This is a genomic window from Pseudomonas sp. BJa5 (assembly GCF_030272875.2).
Taxonomy (GTDB): domain Bacteria; phylum Pseudomonadota; class Gammaproteobacteria; order Pseudomonadales; family Pseudomonadaceae; genus Aquipseudomonas.
Genome location: NZ_JALRNG020000035.1, coordinates 1 through 22,289 on the forward strand (window position 1 = coordinate 1; position 22,289 = coordinate 22,289).

At 64.0% G+C, this 22,289-nt stretch carries 18 protein-coding genes and 1 pseudogene; 9 read left to right on the forward strand and 10 right to left on the reverse strand.

Translation table 11 applies throughout. The features are described 5' to 3' along the window. The first annotated feature begins 8 nt into the window (after window positions 1-8). The 4 genes and pseudogenes from mdtD to yccS all read left to right on the forward strand — a co-directional run bounded on the left by mdtD (window position 9) and on the right by yccS (window position 6,604). Entirely contained in the window at window positions 9-1,574 is a 1,566-nt protein-coding gene (gene mdtD / locus M2D63_RS19155) for a multidrug transporter subunit MdtD (protein WP_405310642.1), read from the forward strand. 105 nt (window positions 1,575-1,679) lie between these two features. Further along, window positions 1,680-3,014 (forward strand): annotated as a pseudogene (gene dbpA, locus M2D63_RS19160) (ATP-dependent RNA helicase DbpA); the annotation flags it as partial. A 110-nt stretch (window positions 3,015-3,124) separates the two neighbouring features. Further along, window positions 3,125-4,306 carry an NAD(P)/FAD-dependent oxidoreductase gene (locus tag M2D63_RS19165; RefSeq protein ID WP_285864567.1) on the forward strand — a complete coding sequence of 394 codons (1,182 nt, stop codon included), beginning with the start codon at window positions 3,125-3,127 and terminating at the stop codon, window positions 4,304-4,306. A gap of 117 nt (window positions 4,307-4,423) precedes the next feature. Beyond that, window positions 4,424-6,604, forward strand: coding sequence for a YccS family putative transporter (gene yccS, locus M2D63_RS19170; RefSeq protein WP_285864568.1), 2,181 nt, complete (start codon window positions 4,424-4,426; stop codon window positions 6,602-6,604). On the opposite strand, the gene M2D63_RS19175 is transcribed toward yccS, so the two are convergent. Continuing rightward, entirely contained in the window at window positions 6,605-7,342 is a 738-nt protein-coding gene (locus M2D63_RS19175; RefSeq protein ID WP_285864569.1) for an ABC transporter substrate-binding protein, read from the reverse strand. It lies immediately after the preceding gene. Window positions 7,343-7,583: 241 nt separating this feature from the next. Between M2D63_RS19175 and M2D63_RS19180 the strand changes: the two genes are divergently transcribed. Then, on the forward strand, window positions 7,584-8,036 hold the full coding sequence (locus M2D63_RS19180) for a GNAT family N-acetyltransferase (RefSeq protein WP_285864570.1): 453 nt from the start codon (window positions 7,584-7,586) through the stop codon (window positions 8,034-8,036). 49 nt (window positions 8,037-8,085) lie between these two features. Here the strand turns inward: M2D63_RS19180 and M2D63_RS19185 are convergent, their stop codons facing one another. The 9 genes from M2D63_RS19185 to tkt form a co-directional block, all read right to left on the reverse strand. Further along, window positions 8,086-8,382 carry a winged helix-turn-helix domain-containing protein gene (locus M2D63_RS19185; RefSeq protein ID WP_285864571.1) on the reverse strand — a complete coding sequence of 99 codons (297 nt, stop codon included), beginning with the start codon at window positions 8,380-8,382 and terminating at the stop codon, window positions 8,086-8,088. Window positions 8,383-8,399: 17 nt separating this feature from the next. Next, a complete protein-coding gene (locus M2D63_RS19190) occupies window positions 8,400-8,900 on the reverse strand; it encodes a YgjP-like metallopeptidase domain-containing protein (protein WP_285864572.1) in 501 nt (166 codons plus the stop codon). 38 nt (window positions 8,901-8,938) lie between these two features. Further along, window positions 8,939-11,059 (reverse strand): bifunctional diguanylate cyclase/phosphodiesterase, encoded by a 2,121-nt coding sequence (locus M2D63_RS19195; protein ID WP_285864573.1) that lies wholly within the window; start codon window positions 11,057-11,059, stop codon window positions 8,939-8,941. Between the two features lie 216 nt (window positions 11,060-11,275). Then, on the reverse strand, window positions 11,276-12,340 hold the full coding sequence (gene fba, locus M2D63_RS19200; protein ID WP_285864574.1) for a class II fructose-bisphosphate aldolase: 1,065 nt from the start codon (window positions 12,338-12,340) through the stop codon (window positions 11,276-11,278). A 100-nt stretch (window positions 12,341-12,440) separates the two neighbouring features. Then, entirely contained in the window at window positions 12,441-12,773 is a 333-nt protein-coding gene (locus tag M2D63_RS19205; RefSeq protein ID WP_285864575.1) for an MliC family protein, read from the reverse strand. A 51-nt stretch (window positions 12,774-12,824) separates the two neighbouring features. Then, on the reverse strand, window positions 12,825-13,043 hold the full coding sequence (locus M2D63_RS19210; RefSeq protein ID WP_285864576.1) for a hypothetical protein: 219 nt from the start codon (window positions 13,041-13,043) through the stop codon (window positions 12,825-12,827). Window positions 13,044-13,073: 30 nt separating this feature from the next. Continuing rightward, window positions 13,074-14,237 carry a phosphoglycerate kinase gene (locus M2D63_RS19215; protein WP_285864577.1) on the reverse strand — a complete coding sequence of 388 codons (1,164 nt, stop codon included), beginning with the start codon at window positions 14,235-14,237 and terminating at the stop codon, window positions 13,074-13,076. Window positions 14,238-14,249: 12 nt separating this feature from the next. Then, window positions 14,250-15,317: an erythrose-4-phosphate dehydrogenase gene (epd, locus tag M2D63_RS19220; protein ID WP_285864578.1), complete on the reverse strand. Its 1,068-nt coding sequence runs from the start codon at window positions 15,315-15,317 to the stop codon at window positions 14,250-14,252. Between the two features lie 135 nt (window positions 15,318-15,452). Beyond that, a complete protein-coding gene (gene tkt, locus M2D63_RS19225) occupies window positions 15,453-17,450 on the reverse strand; it encodes a transketolase (protein ID WP_285864579.1) in 1,998 nt (665 codons plus the stop codon). Window positions 17,451-17,711: 261 nt separating this feature from the next. On the opposite strand from tkt, the gene M2D63_RS19230 reads away from it, so the two are divergent. The 4 genes from M2D63_RS19230 (at window position 17,712) to M2D63_RS19245 (ending at window position 22,212) form a co-directional block, all read left to right on the forward strand. Beyond that, window positions 17,712-18,707 carry a metalloregulator ArsR/SmtB family transcription factor gene (locus M2D63_RS19230; RefSeq protein WP_285864580.1) on the forward strand — a complete coding sequence of 332 codons (996 nt, stop codon included), beginning with the start codon at window positions 17,712-17,714 and terminating at the stop codon, window positions 18,705-18,707. Window positions 18,708-18,726: 19 nt separating this feature from the next. After that, window positions 18,727-19,917 carry a methionine adenosyltransferase gene (gene metK, locus M2D63_RS19235; protein ID WP_285864581.1) on the forward strand — a complete coding sequence of 397 codons (1,191 nt, stop codon included), beginning with the start codon at window positions 18,727-18,729 and terminating at the stop codon, window positions 19,915-19,917. A gap of 161 nt (window positions 19,918-20,078) precedes the next feature. Further along, entirely contained in the window at window positions 20,079-21,758 is a 1,680-nt protein-coding gene (gene ligB / locus M2D63_RS19240; RefSeq protein ID WP_285864582.1) for an NAD-dependent DNA ligase LigB, read from the forward strand. Window positions 21,759-21,816: 58 nt separating this feature from the next. Then, window positions 21,817-22,212: a DUF1090 domain-containing protein gene (locus M2D63_RS19245; RefSeq protein ID WP_285864583.1), complete on the forward strand. Its 396-nt coding sequence runs from the start codon at window positions 21,817-21,819 to the stop codon at window positions 22,210-22,212. Window positions 22,213-22,289: the final 77 nt, after the last annotated feature.

Consider the following 22,289-nt stretch of genomic DNA (forward strand, 5'->3'; position numbering starts at 1 on the left):
TTTGTCGTGTGTGGGGGTGTGGCTTGCCCCTGGGCCTCCGCTTGTCTTGTTTTCCGCTTGCGGGGGGGGCCCCCCCCCCCCCCCCACCCCCCGGGGGGGGGGGGGGCGCCCCCCGCGACAGGGCCCTTAAGGACAGCCCACACGCCATGCCCATCCGCGCCCCGCTGGACCCCGTCACCGCCCGCTGGATCCCCTGGGTGGTGGCCATCGCCTTCTTCATGCAGTCCCTGGACGGCACCATCCTCAACACCGCCCTGCCCGCCATGGCCCGCGACCTGGCCGAAGATCCGCTGCGCATGCAGTCGGTGATCATTGCCTACATGCTCACCGTGGCCCTGCTGATCCCCGCCTCCGGCTGGATCGCCGACCGCTTCGGTACCAAGCGGATCTTCTTCGGCGCGATCCTGCTGTTCAGCCTCGGCTCGCTGCTCTGCGCCCTGGCCAGCAGCCTCGGCATGCTGGTGGCGGCGCGGGTGGTCCAGGGCCTGGGGGGCGCACTGATGCTGCCGGTCGGACGCCTGGTGGTGCTGCGTGCCTACCCGCGCTCGGAACTGGTGCGGATCATGAGTTTCATCACCATTCCCGGCCTGCTCGGCCCGCTGCTGGGCCCGACCATGGGCGGCTGGCTGGTGGAGATTCTCAGCTGGCACTGGATCTTCCTGCTCAACCTGCCGGTCGGCGTGGTCGGCTGCTATGCGGTGTGGCGCTTCATTCCGGACCTGCGTGGCAGTGAACGCACGCCCTTCGACGGGGTGGGCTTTGTCCTGTTCGGCGCGGCCATGGTGCTGATCACCATCGCCATGGAGGGGCTGGGCGAACTGCACCTGCCACACCTGCGGGTGATGTTGCTGCTGTTCGCCGGCATGGCCTGCCTCGCGGCCTACTGGCTGCGGGCGGGCAGCGTCGACGATCCGCTGTTCTCGCCCCGGCTGTTCCGCACCCGGACCTTTTCGGTCGGCATCCTCGGCAACCTGTTCGCCCGCCTGGGCAGCGGCGCCCTGCCGTTCCTGGTGCCCTTGCTGCTGCAGGTGGCCCTGGGCTATTCGCCCGCCGAGGCGGGCATGAGCATGATCCCCCTGGCGGCGGCGGCGATGCTGGCCAAGTCGATCGCCCGGCCCCTGATCGAGCGCTTCGGCTACCGCACCATCCTCACCGGCAACACCTTGCTGCTCGGCTTGCTGCTGGCCAGCCTCGGCCTGGTGGACGAACAGACGCCCTATGCCCTGCTGCTGTTCCAGCTCGGCCTGCTGGGCGCCGTGAACTCCATGCAGTTCACGGCGATGAACACGGTCACCCTGATCGACCTCGACGATGCCAATGCCAGCAGCGGCAACAGCCTGCTGTCGGTGGTGGCGCAGCTGTCGCTGAGCCTTGGGGTGGCCTGCGCCGGCGCCCTGCTCGGCGGCTTCAGCGCCGCCGGCAGTGCCGAGGGGGTGGAAAGCACCCTGGGCGCCTTCCAGCTGACCTTCCTGACCATCGGTCTGATGGCGATGCTGGCGGCGGCGATCTTCATGCAGCTGTCCAGTACGGACGGAAGGCGTGCCCCTCGTCCGGAACCGGAGATCGAGCCTTAGGGCTAATGGCCACGAGACTGGTACACTGCGCGACATTTTGTTTTGCAGGCCCGTCTCGTGACCACCATTGCCACCGCCTTCGCCACCTTGCCGCTGTCCACCGCCATGCTGGCCAACCTGGACGCCCTCGGCTACGCCCAGATGACCCCGATCCAGGCCCAGAGCCTGCCGGTAATCCTCAAGGGCGCGGACCTGATCGCCCAGGCCAAGACCGGTAGCGGCAAGACGGCTGCCTTCGGCATCGGCCTGCTCAACCCGATCAACCCGCGCTACTTCGGCTGCCAGGCCCTGGTGCTGTGCCCGACTCGCGAGCTGGCCGACCAGGTGGCCAAGGAACTGCGCCGCCTGGCCCGCGCCGAAGACAACATCAAGATCCTGACCCTGTGCGGCGGCGTCGCCCTCGGCCCGCAGATCGCCTCGCTGGAACACGGTGCGCACATCATCGTCGGCACTCCGGGCCGCGTGCAGCAGCACCTGAGCAAAGGCACCCTGGTGCTCGACGGGCTCAACACCCTGGTGCTCGACGAAGCCGACCGCATGCTCGACATGGGCTTCTACGACGCTATCGCCGACATCATCGGCCAAACCCCGAAGCGTCGTCAGACCCTGCTGTTCTCGGCCACCTACCCGGCCGGCATCAAGCAACTGGCCGCCGCTTTCATGCGTGACCCACAGACCGTGAAGGTCGAAGCCCTGCACGCCGACAGCCAGATCGAGCAGCGCTTCTTCGAAATCGCCCCCGAGCAGCGCATGGAGGCCGTAAGCAAGGTGCTCGGGCACTTCCGCCCGCAGTCCTGCGTGGCGTTCTGCTTCACCAAGCAACAGTGCCAGGAACTGGTCGAGCACCTGCAGGCCAAGGGCATCGCCGCCCAGGCCCTGCATGGCGACCTGGAGCAGCGCGACCGTGACCAGGTCCTGACCCTGTTCGCCAACCGCAGCCTCTCGGTACTGGTCGCCACCGACGTGGCGGCCCGTGGCCTGGATATCGATGCCCTGGACATGGTCGTCAACGTCGAACTGGCCCGCGATGCCGAGATCCACGTGCACCGCGTCGGCCGCACCGGTCGTGCCGGCGAGAAGGGCCTGGCGATCAGCCTGGTCGCGCCGGCCGAAGGCCATCGTGCCCAAGCCATCGAAGACCTGCAGAAGGCCGCCCTGCGCTGGGAACAGCTGGACAGCCTCAAGGCCCAGAACGGCGCGCCGCTACTGCCGGTCATGAGCACCCTGTGCATCGCCGCCGGACGCAAGGACAAACTGCGCCCGGGCGACATTCTCGGCGCCCTGACCGGTGAAGCCGGACTGCCGGGCACCCAGGTCGGCAAGATCGCCATTTTCGACTTCCAGGCGTTTGTCGCCGTGGAGCGGGCAGTGGCCAAGCAGGCGCTGCAGCGGCTCAACAGCGGCAAGATCATGGGCCGCTGGTGGCGCGGGCGATTCGTCTGTGTTTGTTGTTCGGGCGGGCCTTATGGGGGGGCACGCCCGCTCCAACCGGGTTGTCGGTGGGGGCTTGCCCCGCGATAGTTATCACCACCGATTCCGAGGATTTTGCAGTGCGTTCCACCGAAGTGATCATCATTGGCGCCGGCGCCGCCGGCCTGATGTGTGCCCTGACCGCCGCCGGCCGCGGCCGCCAGGTGCTGCTGCTCGACCACGCCAACAAGCCGGGCAAGAAGATCCTGATGTCCGGCGGTGGCCGCTGCAACTTCACCAATATGTACACCGAGCCCGGCAACTTCCTCTCGCAGAACCCGCACTTCTGCAAGTCGGCCCTGGCCCGCTATACCCAGTGGGACTTCATCGAGATGGTCGGCAAGCATGCCGTGCCCTATCACGAGAAGAAGCTCGGCCAGCTGTTCTGCGACAACAAGTCCAGCGACATCCTCGGCATGCTGCTGGACGAATGCGACAGCGCCGGCGCCGAACTGCGCATGGACACCCGCATTGAGCAGATCGAGAAGGTCGAAGGCGGCTACCTGCTGGAAACCAGCGCCGGCCAGTTCCAGTGCCAGTCGCTGGTAATCGCCACCGGCGGCCTGTCGATCCCGACCCTGGGGGCCACCGGCTTCGGCTACCAGGTCGCCCGCCAGTTCGGTCACAGCCTGTTGCCGACCCGTGCGGGGCTGGTGCCCTTCACCATCACCGAGCCGCAGCTCAAGGCCATCTGCACCGAGCTGTCCGGCACCTCGGTCGATTGCGTCGCCAGCTGCAACGGCACCAGCTTTCGCGAGAACCTGCTGTTCACCCACCGCGGTCTGAGCGGCCCGGCGATCCTGCAGATTTCTTCGTTCTGGGAAGCCGGCGACACGGTCGAGATCAACCTGCTGCCCGAGCACGATGCCCTGGGCTGGCTGCAACAGCAGCAGGCCGAGCGCCCCAACAGCGAACTGAAAACCCTGCTCGGTGAGCTGTTCACCAAGAAAATGGCCAACCTGCTGGCCGAACACTGGTTCGTCTCCAAGCCGATGAAGCAGTACACCCCGGCCGAACTGCTCCAGGTCAGCGACAAGCTCGGCGCCTGGCAGGTGGTACCGGCCGGCACCGAAGGCTATCGCACCGCCGAAGTGACCCTGGGCGGCGTCGATACCCGCGAAGTCTCGTCCAAGACCATGGAGTCGCTGAAAAGCCCTGGCCTGTACTTCGTCGGTGAAGTGCTCGACGTCAGCGGCCACCTGGGCGGCTTCAATTTCCAGTGGGCCTGGGCTTCGGCATACGCGGCCGCGCAGTTCGTCTAACCTTCGCGGTAGAATCAGCGCATCAAGGAACAAATTTTGCTGGTCAGAGGCGGCAGTAACACTGCTGTCACCTGACTGGCTCAATTTCGATCATCGCCCAAGGTCTGCCGAACCCCCATGTCTTCTTCCTCGTTCAGCCAATCGCTCCGTCGTCTCTGGGCCCTGGACAAGTTCAGCTATGCCATCCGCGTCCTCATCGCCCTGACCGGGAGCATGCTGCTGTGCTGGTACAAGGACGAGATGAGCCTGCTGATCCCGCTGTTCCTCGGCATCATCGCCAGCGCCCTGGCCGAGACCGACGACAGCTGGCAAGGACGGCTCAATGCCCTGGCCGTGACCCTGGTGTGCTTTACCGTCGCCGCGCTGTCGGTGGAGCTGCTGTTCCCCTACCCGATCATCTTCGTCATCGCCCTGGCCCTGGCCAGCTTCGCCCTGACCATGCTCGGCGCCCTGGGCGAGCGCTATGGCGCCATTGCCTCGGCGACGCTGATTCTCTCGGTCTACACCATGATCGGCGTCGACCAGCGTGGCGGCGAGGTCACCGACTTCTGGCACGAGCCCCTGCTGCTGGTGGCCGGCGCCGCCTGGTACGGGCTGCTCTCGGTACTGTGGCAGGCGCTGTTTTCCAACCAGCCGGTGCAACAGAGCCTGGCGCGGCTGTTCCGCGAACTCGGGCGCTACCTGAAACTCAAGGCCACCCTGTTCGAACCGGTGCGCCAGTTGGACGTCGAGGCCCGGCGCCTGGAACTGGCCCAGCAGAATGGCCGGGTGGTGGCGGCCCTGAATGCCGCCAAGGAAATCATCCTGCACCGGGTCGGTAACGGCCGGCCGGGCTCGAAGGTCAGCCGCTACCTCAAGCTGTACTTCCTGGCCCAGGACATCCACGAGCGCGCCAGCTCCTCGCACTACCCCTACAACGCCCTGACCGAGGCCTTCTTCCACAGCGACGTGCTGTTCCGCTGCCAGCGCCTGCTGCGCCAGCAGGGCGTGGCCTGCCAGCAACTGTCCGAGTCGATCCAGCTACGCCAGCCGTTCATCTACGACACAGGCTTTGCCCAGGCCGAGGAAGACCTCAACGCCTCCTTGGAACACCTGCGCCTGCAGAGCAACCCGGCCTGGCGCGGCCTGCTGCGCTCGCTGCGCGCCCTGGCAGCCAACCTGGCGACCCTCGACCGCCTGCTCAGCGACGCGAGCAACCCGGACAACCTGGCCGATGCCAGCGACAGCAGCCTGCTCGACCGCTCGCCGCGCAACCTGGCCGATGTCTGGAACCGCCTGCGCCAGCAACTGACGCCCACCTCGCTGCTATTTCGCCACGCCCTGCGCCTGCCCCTGGCGTTGTCGATCGGCTACGGCATGGTGCACCTGATCCACCCGACCCAGGGCTACTGGATCATCCTCACCACCCTGTTCGTCTGCCAGCCCAACTACGGGGCGACCCGGCGCAAACTGGTGCAACGGATCATTGGTACCGGCATTGGCCTGACCGTGGGCTGGGCGCTGTTCGACCTGTTCCCCAGCCCGATCATCCAGTCGCTGTTCGCCGTGGCCGCCGGGGTGGTGTTCTTCGTCAACCGCACCACCCGCTACACCCTGGCCACTGCGGCCATTACCCTGATGGTGCTGTTCTGCTTCAACCAGATCGGCGACGGCTACGGCCTGTTCCTGCCACGCCTGTTCGATACCCTGGTGGGCAGCCTGATCGCCATTCTCGCGGTTTTCCTGTTCCTCCCGGACTGGCAGGGCCGCCGGCTGAACAAAGTGCTGGCCAATACCCTGAGCTGCAACAGCACCTACCTTCGCCAGATCATGCAGCAGTATGCCCAGGGCAAGCGCGACGACCTGGCCTACCGCCTGGCCCGGCGCAACGCCCACAACGCCGACGCGGCACTGTCGACGACCCTGGCCAACATGCTCATGGAACCCGGGCATTTTCGTAAGGAGGCGGATGTCGGCTTTCGCTTCCTGGTGCTCTCCCACACCCTGCTCAGCTACCTGTCAGGCCTGGGTGCGCACCGTGAAACCACCCTGCCTGCCGATGTCCACGAGCAATTGATCGACGGTGCCGGGGCCAGCCTGGCCAACAGCCTGGACGAGATTGCCGAGGGCCTGGCCAACAAGCAGCCGGTGGCCATCCATAGCGATGCCGAGGAAGCCCTGGCCAATGCCCTGGAACAGATGCCCGAAGAGCTTGAGGAAAACCAGCGTCTGGTGCAGACCCAGCTGGCCCTGATCTGCCGCCAGCTCGGCCCCTTGCGGACCCTGGCCGCCCACCTGATCAAGGACGCCCCGGCCTGATCACAGTCCGTGGTGGCGCAGCAGGCGGGCGTAGCTGCCATCGGCCTTCATTTCGGCGATGGCGCGGTCGAAGCCGGCGACGATCTGCTGGTGTCGCGGGTTTTTCAGGCTCACCAGGATGTGCAGGGGATTCTCGCTGAGCGGCTGGTCGATGAACTCGACCTGTTCGCGCACCGAGCGCGACTCACGTTGCAGGAAAAAACGCGCGACGTACTCGTCTTCCAGGGTCAGGCCCACCCGGCCGGCGGCGAGCATGCGTACCGCCACCGCAAAGCTGCGCACCGGAATTTTCTGCAACTGCGGGTCGGCATCGAACGCAGGTGAGTAGGCATAGTCACGAACAATGGCGATGGGATATGGATACAGGTCGCTCAAGCCCTTGAACCGGAGCACATCGCCCTTGCGCTTGAGCAGGCGGATCCGGTTGGTCATGTAGCTGGTGGAGAACTGGCCGATCTGGGCGCGACTGTCGGTGTACCAGGCATTGATCAGCACGTCGTAGCGCCCTTCCCCCACCCCCAGCAGCGCCCGCGCCCAGGGCACCTGCTCGAACTCGCTGTCGAAGCCGGCGCGGTGCAGCGCCGTGGTGACGAGGATGGTGGACAGGCCGCCGCCGGGCGTGTTGGCATCGGTGAACGGCGGCCAGCTGTCGGCCACCAGGCGCAGCTTTTCAGCCTGGGCGGTATTGAGCGCCAGCAACAATCCAAGCAAACCCAAGACTCGAAGCAGTGCAGACATGCTCAGATCCTTCAGTAGATGCGCCGTTGCGGGTCATTGACCTCAATGGTTCGAGTCGTGCCGGTTGCCGTCGATTCGCCCAGGTTACAACAGGGTGAATCGCCATGGCAGAGACAATGATATCAAATAGCCTTCACCTTGGACGCTGTTACATCCTGTGTCGACGTGCGGCATATTCGCCCTCGTTCTCACTGGCGGCTTCTGCCATGATCAAGGTCATTCATTGCCTGAGAGCCTGCTAATGCCCATCGACTGGATCTGCAAACATCACAGTGACCTTGGCAAGGAACAACTCTATGCCATTCTGCGGCTGCGCACCGAAGTCTTCGTGGTCGAACAAAAGTGCGCCTACCAGGATGTCGATGGCCAGGACCTGGACGGCGACACCTGCCACCTGATGGCCTGGCAGGACGACGCGCTGCTGGCCTACCTGCGCCTGCTCGATCCGGAGTCCCAGGGCGGCGATGTGGTGATCGGTCGCGTGGTCACCGCGCCGGCAGCCCGGGGTCGGGGGTTTGGGCATGAATTGATCGAAAAGGCCCTTGAACAGGCGGAAAAACGCTGGCCGGGCGTGCCGGTCTACCTGTCGGCACAGGCACACTTGCAGGGTTACTACGGGCGCTATGGCTTTGAGGTGGTAGGTGAGGAATACCTGGAGGACGATATTCCGCACATCGGCATGCGTCGCGGCTGAAGGCAACGCACCTGTTGGAGCGGGCTTGCCCCGCGATTACCCTCGAACCTCAAGGATACCCCAGCACCTCACGAATCCGCCGCAGGTGCTGGATGATCCACTCCTTGTCGATCGCCCCCCAGTCACGAATCCGGTAATGGCCGGCGTGATTGCGCGCCCCCTCCTGCTGCTCGAACTCACAGACGATATCCAGGTCAGCCAGCGCGGCGATAGTGTCCTGAGCCGTGCGCCGGGGCATGCCGGTGGCTTCCATCAGGGCCGGCACGCTGCTGGCGGTCTGGCTGTCGATCAGCCAGGCCACGTACAGGCGGCGGTAGAAACTGGTCTTGGTCTTGCTCACATCCATTGGCAGGTCCTTGTGGCTCACCCGTTGCCGGGCAGCTCGCGATAGGTCAGGTAGACGCGCAGGTCGAACTCCAGTTGATGGTAGCCCGGCTGCATGTATTCGCAGAGCTGGTAGAAGGCCTTGTTATGCTCGGCTTCCTTCAGGTGCGCCAGCTCATGCACCACAATCATTTTCAAGAACTGTGGCGCCGCCTCCTTGAACAGCGAAGCGATGCGGATTTCCTTCTTGGCCTTGAGCTTGCCACCTTGTACCCGCGACACCGCGGTATGCAGGCCCAACGCCCGATGGGTCAGGTCCAGGCGATTGTCGAACAGCACCTTGTCCAGGTTCGGGGCGTTGCGCAGGTACTCCTGCTTCAGGCCCTGGGCATAGCTATACAGTGCCTTGTCGCTCTGCACCGCATGCCGATCCGGGTAGCGCTGGTGCAGGTAGTCGCCCAGGCGATTGCTGGCAATCAACTGGCGGACCTGGTCTTGCAGGGCAGGCGTATAGGCTTGCAGGTATTTGAGCGTGTTCATGGGCCAAACGGAGGCGAGTAAAGCCCAAGTGTACCCAACTACGGCTGTTGCCAGGCAAAAAAGCCTGGAAACTCGCCGGCATCTTCCGCCGTCATCGGATACGCCACCAGAAAGCCTTGCAGGTAGTCGCAGCCATTGGCCTGCAACCAGCGCGCCTGCTCATGGTTTTCCACACCCTCGGCGATGACGCAGATTGCGTATTGCCGGCACAGTTCGATCACACAGCGAACCATGGCCGCATCAGCTGCCGAGCCAGGCAGTTTCGCCACCAGTTGCCGGTCGAGCTTGAGGGTATCGATGGGCAGGTCGCGCAGCATGCGCAACGAGCAGTCACCCGCGCCAAAATCATCCAGGGCGATGCGCACACCCAGGTCGCGCAAGCGGTGCAGCTGTTTCAAGGCATCGTCGCTGTTGTACATCAGCGATGCCTCGGTGATTTCGACTTCAAGCTGCGCCGGTAGCAGCCCTTGCCCGGCAATCACCCGCTCCAGCTCCTCGACCAGGTTGGGCATGGCGAACTGCACCCGGCTCAGGCTGATGCTCAGCACCAGCCCGGCGTCGTAGCGCTCGCTCCAGGCACGGCGCTGTGCTGCACCTTTCTGGTAGATCCAGCTGGCCAGGCGGGTAATCAGCCGGGCTTCTTCGAGCAAGGGCAGGAACAAGCCGGGCGGTACATCCCCGACACTGGGATGACACCAGCGCAGCAGCGCTTCGAAGCCACGCAGGCGCCCATCGGCAAACGCCACCTGAGGCTGGTAGACCAGGCTGAACTCGTTGTGCTCGATCGCCCCGCGCACGCTGTCCTCCAGCATCAACCGCGAGCGCGCCCGGCCGTTCAGGTCCTGGTCGTAGTAGCGATACTGCTGGCGTCCGGACTGCTTGGCCGCATACATCGCGGCATCGGCGGCGCGCAGCAGCGCATCGAGGCTGGTGCCGCATTCGGGGTAGGTGGCAATGCCGATGCTGACCCCCAGGGTCACTTCCAGGCCATCGATTTCCTGGTAGATCGACATCCGCTCGATCAGCCGCTCGGCAAAACGCGCGGCCTGTTCAGGGTATTCGAGGGAGTCGAGCAATGCGGTGAACTCGTCGCCGCCCATGCGCGCGAGTATGGCGCAACTGCCCATGCAGTCCTTGAGCTGCTCGGCCACCCAGAACAGCACGCGGTCACCGGCCTCATGGCCGTGGGAGTCGTTGATGCGCTTGAACCCGTCCAGGTCCAGGAACAGCAAGGCCTGGGGCTTGTCCGAGCGCTCGTGGCGTACCAGTGCACTTTCCGCCGCCTGGTAGAAACCGCGGCGGTTGAGCAGGCCGGTCAACGGGTCGGTGACAGCCTGGAATTCAAGCTGCTGGTGCAGGCTACGCACCACCGACATGTCCAGCAGCGTGACCACCATCGCCGGTTGCTCCCCCGGCAACGGCGCACAGGACAACGCCACCGGTACCGGATGCCCGCCTGCCGTACGCAGGACGGCGTCATGCACACGGAAGATCTCCCGGTCCAGGTAAGCCTGGTAGAACGCCGACTCGGGCCAGGTTTGCGCGCCAGGCGATTGCACGAAGTCCAACAGTCCGGCGCCATGCAAACGTTCAACCGGCGCATCGAGCAATCTGCAGATGGCCGGGTTGGCGAAGCGGATCGTGCCGTCTTCAGCCACCACCAGAATGCCTTCGGCGGCATTGTCGAGCACCGAGGCATTGAAGGCCCGTGCGCCTTCAAGGTCGCGGCTCAGGCGCTGCAACGCGCGGCGGTTGCGTTGTTGTTCAAGCAAGGCCTGGACCTTGGGCTTGAGGATCTGCGGGTCGAACGGCTTGAACAGGTAATCCACCGCCCCACTGGCGTAGCCCTTGAGCACGGCAGCCGGGGACTGTTCGTTGGCGGTGAGGAAAATGATCGGCGTCAGCCGTGTGCGCTGGCTGCCGCGCATCAGGCGGGCGACTTCGAAACCATCCATGCCCGGCATCTGCACATCCAGCAGCACCAGGTCCACGTCGTGTTCGAGCAACGCGCTCAGGGCTTCCACCCCGGAGCTTGCGGTAATCACTTGCCAGTCCTGACGGGCCAGCAGGGCACGCATGCTGATCAGGTTTTCCGGGTAATCATCAACGACCAGGAGTACCGAGCCGCTGTCGTGGGACGTAGGTTGCGCGCAATCCATGCTGCTTCTCTTGTGGCACCGACATCGAATTTCTGGGGAAATCCGAGCCTAACTCTAGACCCGGCTGCCACAAATCTGAAGTCATCACATTGCCATCACTGGTGGAAACCGTCGCTAGCCGACTAACGGTCTGTCCCATCAGGCCAGGCACGCCTTCAGTGTGGCGCGCGGACATAAAAAAACCCGCATCCGTGCGGGTTTTTTCCAGACAAGGTCTTAGTTGACCTTGGCTGCCAGCTCGCCCTTGGCGTAACGCTGGAACATGCCTTCCAGGGAGATCGGCTTGATCTTCGAGGCGTTGCCGGCAGTGCCGAAGGCTTCGTAACGGGCGATGCACACGTCACGCATGGCCTTGACGGTTTCAGCGAAGAACTTGCGCGGGTCGAACTCGCTCGGGTTGGTCGCCATCATGCGACGCATGGCACCGGTGGACGCCAGGCGCAGGTCGGTGTCGATGTTGACCTTGCGTACGCCGTGCTTGATGCCTTCGACGATTTCTTCAACCGGAACGCCGTAGGTTTCCTTGATGTCGCCACCGTACTGGTTGATGATCGCCAGCCACTCTTGCGGCACCGAGGAGGAGCCGTGCATCACCAGGTGGGTGTTGGGGATGCGCTTGTGGATTTCCTTGATGCGGTCGATCGCCAGCACGTCGCCGGTAGGCGGCTTGGTGAACTTGTAGGCACCGTGGCTGGTACCGATGGCGATGGCCAGGGCGTCGACCTGGGTCTTCTTGACGAAGTCGGCGGCCTCTTCCGGGTCGGTCAGCATCTGGCTGTGATCCAGCACGCCTTCGGCGCCGATGCCATCTTCTTCACCCGCCATGCCGGTTTCCAGCGAGCCCAGGCAACCCAGCTCACCTTCAACCGAAACGCCGCAGGCGTGAGCCATGGCCACGGTCTGCTGGGTAACGCGAACGTTGTACTCGTAGTCGGTCGGGGTCTTGCCGTCTTCGCCCAGCGAGCCGTCCATCATCACCGAGCTGAAGCCCAGCTGGATCGAGCGCTGGCAGACGTCAGGGCTGGTGCCGTGGTCCTGGTGCATGCACACCGGGATGTGCGGGAACTCTTCGATGGCCGCCAGGATCAGGTGGCGCAGGAACGGGGCACCGGCGTATTTGCGGGCACCGGCCGAGGCCTGGACAATCACCGGAGAGTCGGTCTTGTCGGCAGCTTCCATGATGGCGCGCATCTGCTCGAGGTTGTTGACGTTGAAAGCCGGAACGCCGTAGCCGAATTCGGCGGCGTGGTCCAGCATCTGGCGCATGCTAATGAGTGCCATTGTGTATCTCTCTCCCGACAAGCGTCGTTTTTCGTGCAAGCCTGCCGCAGTGGCGGCTGCTGTTCAAGTAGTGTGGGCCGCCAACACGCGGCCCGCTCAGTCACGGCGCCTTGCAGCTCCGCCCTATCAAATCGTTGGTGGCGGCCCAGTACACCAGGCCTTCGTCACCCTTGCTGTGGAAGGCCAGCACGCCATCGCTGTACAGCGCACCTGACGCACCCGGCTCGGCCTTGAGGCGGTAGACCTGGTCACCACCCCCCAGCCGCACATCCACACGGTCCTGATTGTTGTCGACAAAACGCCAGAGCACTTCGACCTGGCTGTCACAGACCCAGCGGGTCCAGTTGTCCGATGGCGCCGGTGCCGACGCAGGCATCACACTTGCGCATCCACCGAGTACGGCCAGGGCCATCAGGGCCACAACAGCTTTCATCCAATATCCTCTAGCAGACCACAAACACACCGGTAGGTTGCCAACAGCCGATCAAGGGCAACCCTGGGCCCGGCGCTGGTGTTCGTCGTCGTATTTTTCCAGCCCGACCGGGCCGAGCCTTTTGTTGATCACCGGTACCGTTTCGGCCTGCCATTCGGACTGATAGCAGCCGCCTTTCGGCGCGCCCGGCTGATCGGCCTCAGGCTCCGGGGTGCTGGAGCAGGCGCCCAGCATCCCGACCAGGACAAACACAGGCAATCGCTTGACCATCAGGTCACTCCCTTTGCCAGGCGCTGAAAATCAGGCCTTGGCCCGTTGTTCCAGGACTTCGACCGCCGGCAGGACCTTGCCCTCGACGAATTCGAGGAACGCACCACCGCCGGTAGAAATGTAGGAGATCTGCTCGGCAACGCCATATTTGTCGATGGCCGCCAGGGTGTCGCCACCACCGGCGATGGAGAACGCGGCGCTGTCGGCGATGGCCTGGGCCAGCACCTTGGTGCCGTTGCCGAACTGGTCGAACTCGAACACACCGACCGGACCGTTCCACAGGATGGTCTTCGACGACTTCAGCAGCTCGGCGAAGTTGGCCGCGGTTTGCGGGCCGATATCCAGGATCATATCGTCGTCGGCGACATCGGCGACCAGCTTGACGGTGGCGGCGGCGCTTTCAGCGAATTCCTTGGCGACCACGACGTCCACCGGCAGCGGCACGTTGACCTTGGCAGCGATGGCCTTGGCGGTGTCGATCAGGTCGGCTTCGTACAGCGACTTGCCAACCTTGTGGCCGGCTGCAGCCAGGAAGGTGTTGGCGATACCGCCGCCGACGATCAGCAGGTCGCAGATCTGGCTGAGGCTGTTGAGCACGTCCAGCTTGGTCGACACCTTGGAGCCGGCAACGATGGCCGCCATCGGCTTGGCCGGGGCTTTCAGGGCCTTGCCCAGGGCGTCCAGTTCGGCAGCCAGCAGTGGACCCGCAGCAGCAACCTTGGCGAACTTGGCCACGCCATGGGTGGAGCCTTCGGCGCGGTGGGCAGTACCGAACGCGTCCATGACGAAGACGTCGCACAGGGCAGCGTATTTCTGCGCCAGCTCGTCGGCGTTTTTCTTCTCGCCCTTGTTGAAGCGCACGTTCTCGAACAACACAATGTCGCCGGCCTTGACGTCGACACCATCCAGGTAGTCGGCAACCAGCGGTACGTCACGGCCCAGGGCCTTGCTCAGGTAGTCGGCAACCGGCTTGAGGCTGTTCTCGGCGGAGAACTCACCTTCGGTCGGGCGTCCCAGGTGCGAGCAGACCATCACGGCCGCGCCCTTTTCCAGGGCCAGCTTGATGGTCGGCAGCGAAGCGAGGATACGCGCATCGCTGGCAACCACACCGTCCTTCACAGGGACGTTGAGGTCTTCGCGGATCAGTACGCGCTTACCTTGCAGATCGAGGTCGGTCATCTTCAACACGGTCATGAATGCAGTCCTTCAGGGCTGTTTACAAGTGGAGCGGGTTTGATTGACGACGTGCAGATAGTGATCGGCAACGTCGAGCATACGGTTGGCAAAACCCCATTCGTTGTCGAACCAGGCCAAAAGGTTGACCAGCCGGGGGCCGGAAACGCGGGTCTGGCTGGCATCGACGATGGCCGAATGCGGGTCATGGTTGAAATCACAGCTGGCGTGCGGCAGCTCGGTATAGGCCAGCAGCCCCTTGAGCGGTCCGCTCAGGGCCGCGTCACGCAACACCTGGTTGACCTCGGCCGCCGTGGTGTCACGGGCGGTCTGCAGGGTGATGTCCAGGCACGATACGTTCACCGTCGGCACGCGTACCGCTTTGGCCTGGATTCGCCCGGCAAGTTCCGGCAACAGGCGTTCGATACCACGGGCAAGCCCGGTGGACACCGGAATCACCGACTGGAACGCCGAACGGGTACGGCGCAGGTCTTCGTGGTGATAGGCGTCGATGACCGGTTGATCGTTCATCGCCGAGTGGATCGTGGTGATCGACACGTACTCCAGGCCGAACGCCTGGTCCAGCACCCGCAGCAACGGCACGCCGCAGTTGGTGGTGCAAGAAGCGTTGGAAACCAGGTGCTCGCTACCGTCCAGGCAGTCCTGGTTGATGCCGTAGACCACCGTCGCATCGACGTCCGCCTCACTGGCCATGGGCTGGGAAAACAGCACACGGGGTGCGCCGGCTTCGAGAAAGCGCTGGCCATCGGCACGGGTGTGGTAGGCGCCGGAGCATTCGAGTACCAGGTCGACATCGAGTGCCGCCCAGTCGATCCCTTCCGGGGTGGCACTGCGCAGTACCTTCACGCAGTCGCCGTTGATATGCAGACAGTCGCCATCGACCTTCACCTCACCGGGAAAACGCCCGTGGGTGGAGTCGAAGCGTGTCAGGTATTCGATACTGGCCTGATCGGCCAGGTCGTTCAGTGCGACGATCTCGAAACCCGCTTTCGCCCCCCGTTCAAAGAGTGCGCGCAAGACGCAACGACCGATACGGCCGTAGCCGTTGAGTGCAACTTTGTAAGGACGCGGTTGGGGCATGGGATGCTCACGGAACAGAATCGTTATCTGCGACCTGTGGGAACCGGGTCGCCGCCATCGCAGGCTACGCCAGCTCCCACAGGGATCACCACCAGACCCTGTGGGAGCTGGCACAGCCCCCACAGGACAGCAGGATCAGTCTTCCAGCAGCTCTTCAGCAGTACCCAGGATGTTGTCCAGGGTGAAGCCGAATGCCTCGAACAAGGCAGCCGCCGGGGCCGACTCGCCGTAGGTGGTCATGCCGATGACACGACCTTCGAGGCCGACGTACTTGTACCAGAAGTCGGCATGGGCCGCTTCGATGGCGATACGCGCGCCGACTTCCAGTGGCAGTACCGACTGCTTGTAGCCAGCGTCCTGGGCATCGAACACGCTGGTCGACGGCATGGACACCACGCGCACCTTGCGGCCCTGCTCGGTCAGCTTGTCGAACGCCTGGACAGCCAGGCCCACTTCCGAACCGGTGGCGATCAGGATCAGCTCAGGCTCGCCTGCGCAATCCTTGAGCACATAGCCGCCGCGGCTGATGTTGGCGATCTGGCCGGCATCGCGATCCTGGTGCTGCAGGTTCTGGCGCGAGAAGATCAGCGCCGACGGGCCGTCCTTGCGCTCCAGTGCGCACTTCCACGATACCGCCGACTCGACGGCATCGGCCGGACGCCAGGTGTCCAGGTTCGGCGTGCTGCGCAGGGCAGTCAGCTGCTCGATCGGCTGGTGGGTCGGGCCGTCTTCGCCCAGACCGATGGAGTCGTGGGTGTAGACGTGGATGACGCGCTGCTTCATCAGTGCCGACATGCGCACGGCGTTGCGAGCGTATTCCATGAACATCAGGAAGGTCGCGCCGTAAGGCACCAGACCACCGTGCAGGGCCACGCCGTTCATGATCGCGGTCATGCCGAACTCGCGCACGCCGTAGTACATGTAGTTGCCGCTGGCGTCTTCAGCGCTGACACCTTTGCAACCTTTCCACAGGGTCAGGTTGGAGCCGGCGAGGTCGGCCGAACCGCCGAGGAATTCCGGCAGCAGCGGGCCGAAGGCGTTGAGGGTGTTCTGGCTGGCTTTACGGCTGGCGATGGTTTCGCCCTTGGCCGCGACTTCCGCGATGTAGGCATCGGCCTTGGCGGAGAAGTCAGCTGGCAGCTCGCCGCTCAGGCGACGCTTGAGCTCGCTGGCCAGTTCCGGGAAGGCGGCGGCGTAGGCAGCGAAACGCTGGTCCCACTCGGCTTCGACGGCCTTGCCGGCTTCCTTGGCGTCCCACTCGGCATAGATGTCGGCCGGGACTTCGAACGGACCGTGGTTCCAGTTCAGTTCCTTGCGCGCCAGGGCGATTTCGTCGTTGCCCAGTGGAGCACCGTGGCAATCTTCCTTGCCCTGCTTGTTCGGCGAACCGAAACCGATGATGGTCTTGCAGCAGATCAGGGTCGGACGGTCGCTCTTGCGTGCAGTCTCGATGGCGGTGCGGATCTCGTCGGCGTCATGGCCGTTGACGTTGCGGATCACCAGCCAGTTGTAGGACTCGAAACGCTTCGGCGTATCGTCGGTGAACCAGCCTTCGACCTCACCGTCGATGGAGATGCCGTTGTCGTCGTAGAAGGCGACCAGCTTGTTCAGGCCCAGGGTGCCGGCCAGGGAGGCGACTTCGTGGGAAATGCCTTCCATCATGCAACCATCGCCCAGGAACACATAGGTGTTGTGGTCGACGATGTTGTGGCCTTCACGGTTGAACTGGGCGGCCAGCACTTTCTCCGCCAGGGCAAAGCCCACGGCGTTGGCCAGGCCCTGGCCCAGGGGACCGGTGGTGGTCTCGACGCCCGGGGTGTAGCCGAACTCGGGGTGACCCGGGGTGCGGCTGTGCAGCTGGCGGAAGGCCTTCAGGTCATCGATGGTCACATCGTAGCCGGTCAGGTGCAGCAGCGAGTAGATCAGCATCGAGCCATGACCGTTGGACAGCACGAAGCGGTCGCGGTCAGCGAAATTCGGGTTGCTCGGACTATGTTTCAAATAGTCGCGCCACAGAACTTCGGCTATATCCGCCATGCCCATCGGGGCACCTGGATGCCCACTGTTGGCCTTCTGCACGGCATCCATGCTGAGTGCTCGAATGGCGTTGGCACGTTCACGACGGCTCGGCATCGCTTATCTCCTGGGGGGGTTGAATAAATTACGAAACGAAAAAAGGCGGCTATTTTCGCCCAGGCACATGCCCGGGGGCAATGACGGATGGTCGACGCGACATGATTTTCCCGCGAATGGGGCCAGAATCAGACGATAGCCCGGCCAAACAGCAGAATCGGTCGACTCTTCAGCGATGCTCCACTCCGCTCATCGACCAATATCAAAACTTTTTGATATTGGTCTTGCGACACAGGACCACCCTGACTAGACTGCCGACCCATGAATCAACGCACGCCCTCGATCCGCCCCGAGCAAAGCGACGACCTGGCTGCCCTGTGCAAGGCCAGTGGCGATCCGCTGCGCCTGAAGGTATTGCGGGCGCTGGCCAGCGATTCGTTCGGCGTGCTGGAGCTGGCGCAGATATTCGCCACCGGCCAGTCGGGCATGAGCCACCACCTCAAGGTGCTGGCCCAGGCCGACCTGGTGGCCACCCGCCGGGAAGGAAACGCGATTTTTTATCGCCGCGCCCTGCCCGATGCCCTGCGCCTGGGCGGAAAGTTGCACGCGGCGTTGCTTGAAGAGGTCGATGAGCTGACCCTGCCCGACGACGTCCAGGCGAGGATCGGCCAGGTCCAGCAACGACGCGCCGCCACCAGCCAGGATTTTTTCCAGCGCGTGGAAGAGAAGTTTCGCGCCCAGCAGGACCTGATTGCCGGCCTGCCCCAGTACCGCGAAAGCTTGCTGGCACTGCTCGACAAGCTCAACTTCGAGCCTGGCGCCGGCGCCCTTGAAGTGGGGCCGGGCGATGGCGAATTCCTTCCGGAACTGGCCCGGCGATTCTCCCGGGTCACTGCCCTGGACAACAGCCCGACCATGCTCGAGCTGGCCCGCCAGGTCTGTGAACGAGAAGGCCTGGCCAACGTCAACCTGCAGTTGGCCGACGCACTCCGGGTAACGGATGTGAGCGCCGACTGCGTTGTGCTGAACATGGTCCTGCACCACTTCAGTGCTCCGGCCGACGCCTTGCGGCAACTGGCCGACCACGTGAAACCAGGCGGCAGCCTGTTGGTAACAGAGTTGTGCAGCCACGACCAGAGCTGGGCCAGGGAGGCTTGCGGCGATATCTGGCTGGGCTTTGAACAGGATGATCTGTCCCGTTGGGCCAGCGCTGCGGGACTGGCGCCCGGGGACAGCCTTTATGTGGGCTTACGTAATGGTTTCCAGATCCAGGTCCGCCACTTTCAGCGGCCGGCTGGCGACACTCACCATCGGTAAATTTTAGGAACCCGTCGAGATGAGCGAATACTCCCTTTTCACTTCCGAGTCCGTATCTGAAGGGCATCCGGACAAAATCGCCGACCAGATTTCGGATGCGGTGCTGGACGCAATCATCGCCGAGGACAAGTATGCACGCGTTGCCTGCGAAACCCTGGTGAAAACCGGCGTGGCGATCATTGCTGGCGAAGTCACCACCTCGGCCTGGGTCGACCTGGAAGAAATCGTTCGTAAAGTCATCGTCGACATCGGCTACAACAGCTCCGACGTAGGCTTCGACGGCGCCACTTGCGCGGTGATGAACATCATCGGCAAGCAGTCGGTGGACATCGCCCAGGGCGTTGACCGCAGCAAGCCTGAAGACCAGGGTGCCGGCGACCAGGGCCTGATGTTCGGCTACGCCAGCAATGAAACCGACGTTCTGATGCCTGCCCCGATCTGCTTCTCGCACCGTCTGGTCGAGCGCCAGGCCGAAGCGCGCAAGTCCGGCCTGCTGCCGTGGCTGCGTCCGGACGCCAAGTCCCAGGTCACCTGCCGTTATGAAAATGGCAAGGTTGTCGGTATCGACGCCGTGGTCCTGTCGACCCAGCACAACCCTGAAGTCTCGCAAAAGGACCTTCAGGAAGCGGTCATGGAGCTGATCGTCAAGCACACCCTGCCTGCCGAACTGCTGCACAAGGACACCCAGTTCCACATCAACCCGACCGGCCAGTTCATCATTGGTGGCCCGGTGGGCGACTGCGGCCTGACCGGCCGCAAGATCATCGTCGACAGCTATGGCGGCATGGCCCGTCACGGCGGTGGCGCGTTCTCCGGCAAGGACCCGTCCAAGGTCGACCGTTCCGCGGCCTACGCCGGTCGCTACGTGGCCAAGAACATCGTTGCCGCGGGCTTGGCCGAGCGCTGCGAGATCCAGGTTTCCTACGCCATCGGCGTGGCACAGCCTACCTCCATCTCGCTGAACACCTTCGGCACCGGCAAGATCTCCGACGCCAAGATCGTCAAGCTGGTGCGTGAGTGCTTCGACCTGCGTCCGTACGCGATCACCACCATGCTCGACCTGCTGCACCCGATGTACCAGGAAACCGCTGCCTACGGTCACTTCGGCCGTATCCCTGCACAGAAGACCGTCGGTGATGACACCTTCACCACCTTCACCTGGGAACGTACCGACCGCGTTGACGCCCTGCGCGCTGCTGCCGGACTGTAAGCTGAAGCGACAAGCCTGAAGCTGCAAGCACAAGCCCCTGTCGAGTGATCGGCAGGGGCTTTTTTGTGGCTGGCGACATATGGACTGACAACTTTGCCCGGCAGTTTTTCCCGGCTTTTTCTAGGCTGGGGATTCTTCATTGCCGAGCAAGGATGCTGGCCATGCCATACCGACTGTTCACCTTCCTGCTGTTCATCTTCAGCACCGGCCAGGCGCTGGCCAACACCTGCCCGCCGTGGTCGCCAACGGTTGCCCGGCAGGAGATCCAGCACCTGCAGGACACCCTCGCCGACTGGGATGATCGTTACCACCGCCAGGGCGTGTCCGCTGTGGCTGACGAGCTCTATGACCAGAGCCGCAGCCGCCTTGCATATTGGCGCGCCTGCTTTGCAGATATCCCGACCGGCGCCGACAACCCACTGAAAACCGCTGGCGGCCCCGTTGCTCATCCAATCGCCCATACCGGCCTGGTCAAGCTGGCGGACGAGCAGGCGGTGCAAGCCTGGATGCACGGCAAGGACGATCTGTGGATTCAACCCAAGATCGATGGCGTCGCGGTCACCCTGGTGTACAAGGCGGGTGAACTGGTCGCCCTGACCAGCCGCGGGGATGGTCGCAGCGGGCATGACTGGAGCCGTCATATTCCCGCCCTGGTCGCCATCAGGCGGCAGTTGCCCCGCCCTGTGGACCTGGTGCTCCAGGGCGAGCTGTACTGGCGACTTGAGGCCCATGTGCAGGCTGATGCCGGCAGCCGCAATGCCCGTGGCAACGTCGCCGGCTTGCTTGCACGCAAGCAGCTCGACGCCCGGCAAGGGGCCTCGATCGGCTTGTTCGTCTGGGCCTGGCCGCAGGGGCCGGCAAGTCAGCAGGAGCGCCTGGCCGGTCTGAGCGCGCTGGGTTTTCCCGAGACCGAACGCTACAGCGAAGCAGTCACCAGCTTCGCCGAGGTGAGCCGGTGGCGACAGCACTGGTATCGCACGCCCCTGCCCTTCGCCAGCGACGGCGTGGTGCTGCGCCAGGGCCTGCGTCCGGACGGCAGCCGCTGGCAGGCCCGCGCGCCCTACTGGATCGCGGCCTGGAAGTACCCCTTTGCCCAGGCCCTGGCCGAGGTCCGTGACGTGCAGTTCAACATCGGCCGGACCGGGCGCATCACACCTGTGCTACGGATCGAGCCGGTGCAACTCGATGACCGCCTGATCCGCCAGGTCAGCGTCGGCTCGTTCCAGCGCTGGCAGCAACTGGATATCCGCCCCGGCGACCAGATCGCCCTGAGCCTGGCCGGCCTGACTATTCCGCGCCTGGACGACGTCGTGCACCGGCGCATACAACGCCCGGACCTGGACGTCCCGGACCCTGCCCGCCATCACCCGCTCAGTTGCTGGCAAGCCAGCGACGGATGCCGTGATCAGTTCCTCGCACGCCTTGACTGGCTGGGTGGCAAGCAGGGCCTGGCGCTGCCCGGAGTCGGCCCCGGCATCTGGGCCAGGCTGGTCGACAACGGCCTGGTCACCCGCCTGACCGACTGGTTGTACTTGCAGGACCAGGACCTGCAAACCCTTCCCGGATTCGCCGAAAGCCGCCGCCAGCAACTGCTGCAGGCCTTCGAACAGGCCCGGGCCCAACCCTTTTCCCGCTGGCTGCGGGGGCTGGGTGTTCCGGCCCCGGGCGCCCTGGAACTCAAGGGCAACTGGGCAGAGCTGGCCCGGCGCGACGACCAGGGGTGGCTGGCAGAGCCCGGTGTCGGGCGCGGCCGTGCGGCACAGTTACAGGCTTTTTTTCGCTCACCGGATGTCCTGATGCTTGCCGGGCAATTGCGCGAACATGCAATCGAGGGTTTCTAAATCTTCCGGTTCAAGGCAGCATCATGGGTTCTGCTGTCCAGCCCCAAACGGAGCCCCTATGAAACTACTGTCACCTCTCGCCCTGTTCACCGCCTGCGCGCTGCTCGCATCGCCGCTGCTGGCCGCTGAAGAACAGCCAGGGTTGACCGGTTGCGCAGCCAAGCGACAGGCCATCAGCGAACAGATCGAACAAGCGCGCGCCCAGGGCAACAGTGACCAGCAAGCCGGCCTGGAAAAAGCCCTGAGCGAAGTGACCGAGCATTGCACCGATGCCGGCCTGCGCAAGGAGCGCGAGCAGAAAGTGCTCGACGCCCGCCACGAAGTGACCCAGCGCACCAAGGACCTGGACAAGGCCATGAAAAAAGGTGACGCCGAGAAGATCAACAAGCGCAAGGACAAGCTGGCCGAGTCCAAGAAGGAACTGCAACAGGCACTCGATGAGCTGGAAAAGTAACCTGTAGGAGCGGGCTTGTCCCGCGATTGCGGCTTGCCAGTAATATCGTATCGCGGGACAAGTCGCACCGCCGCTCC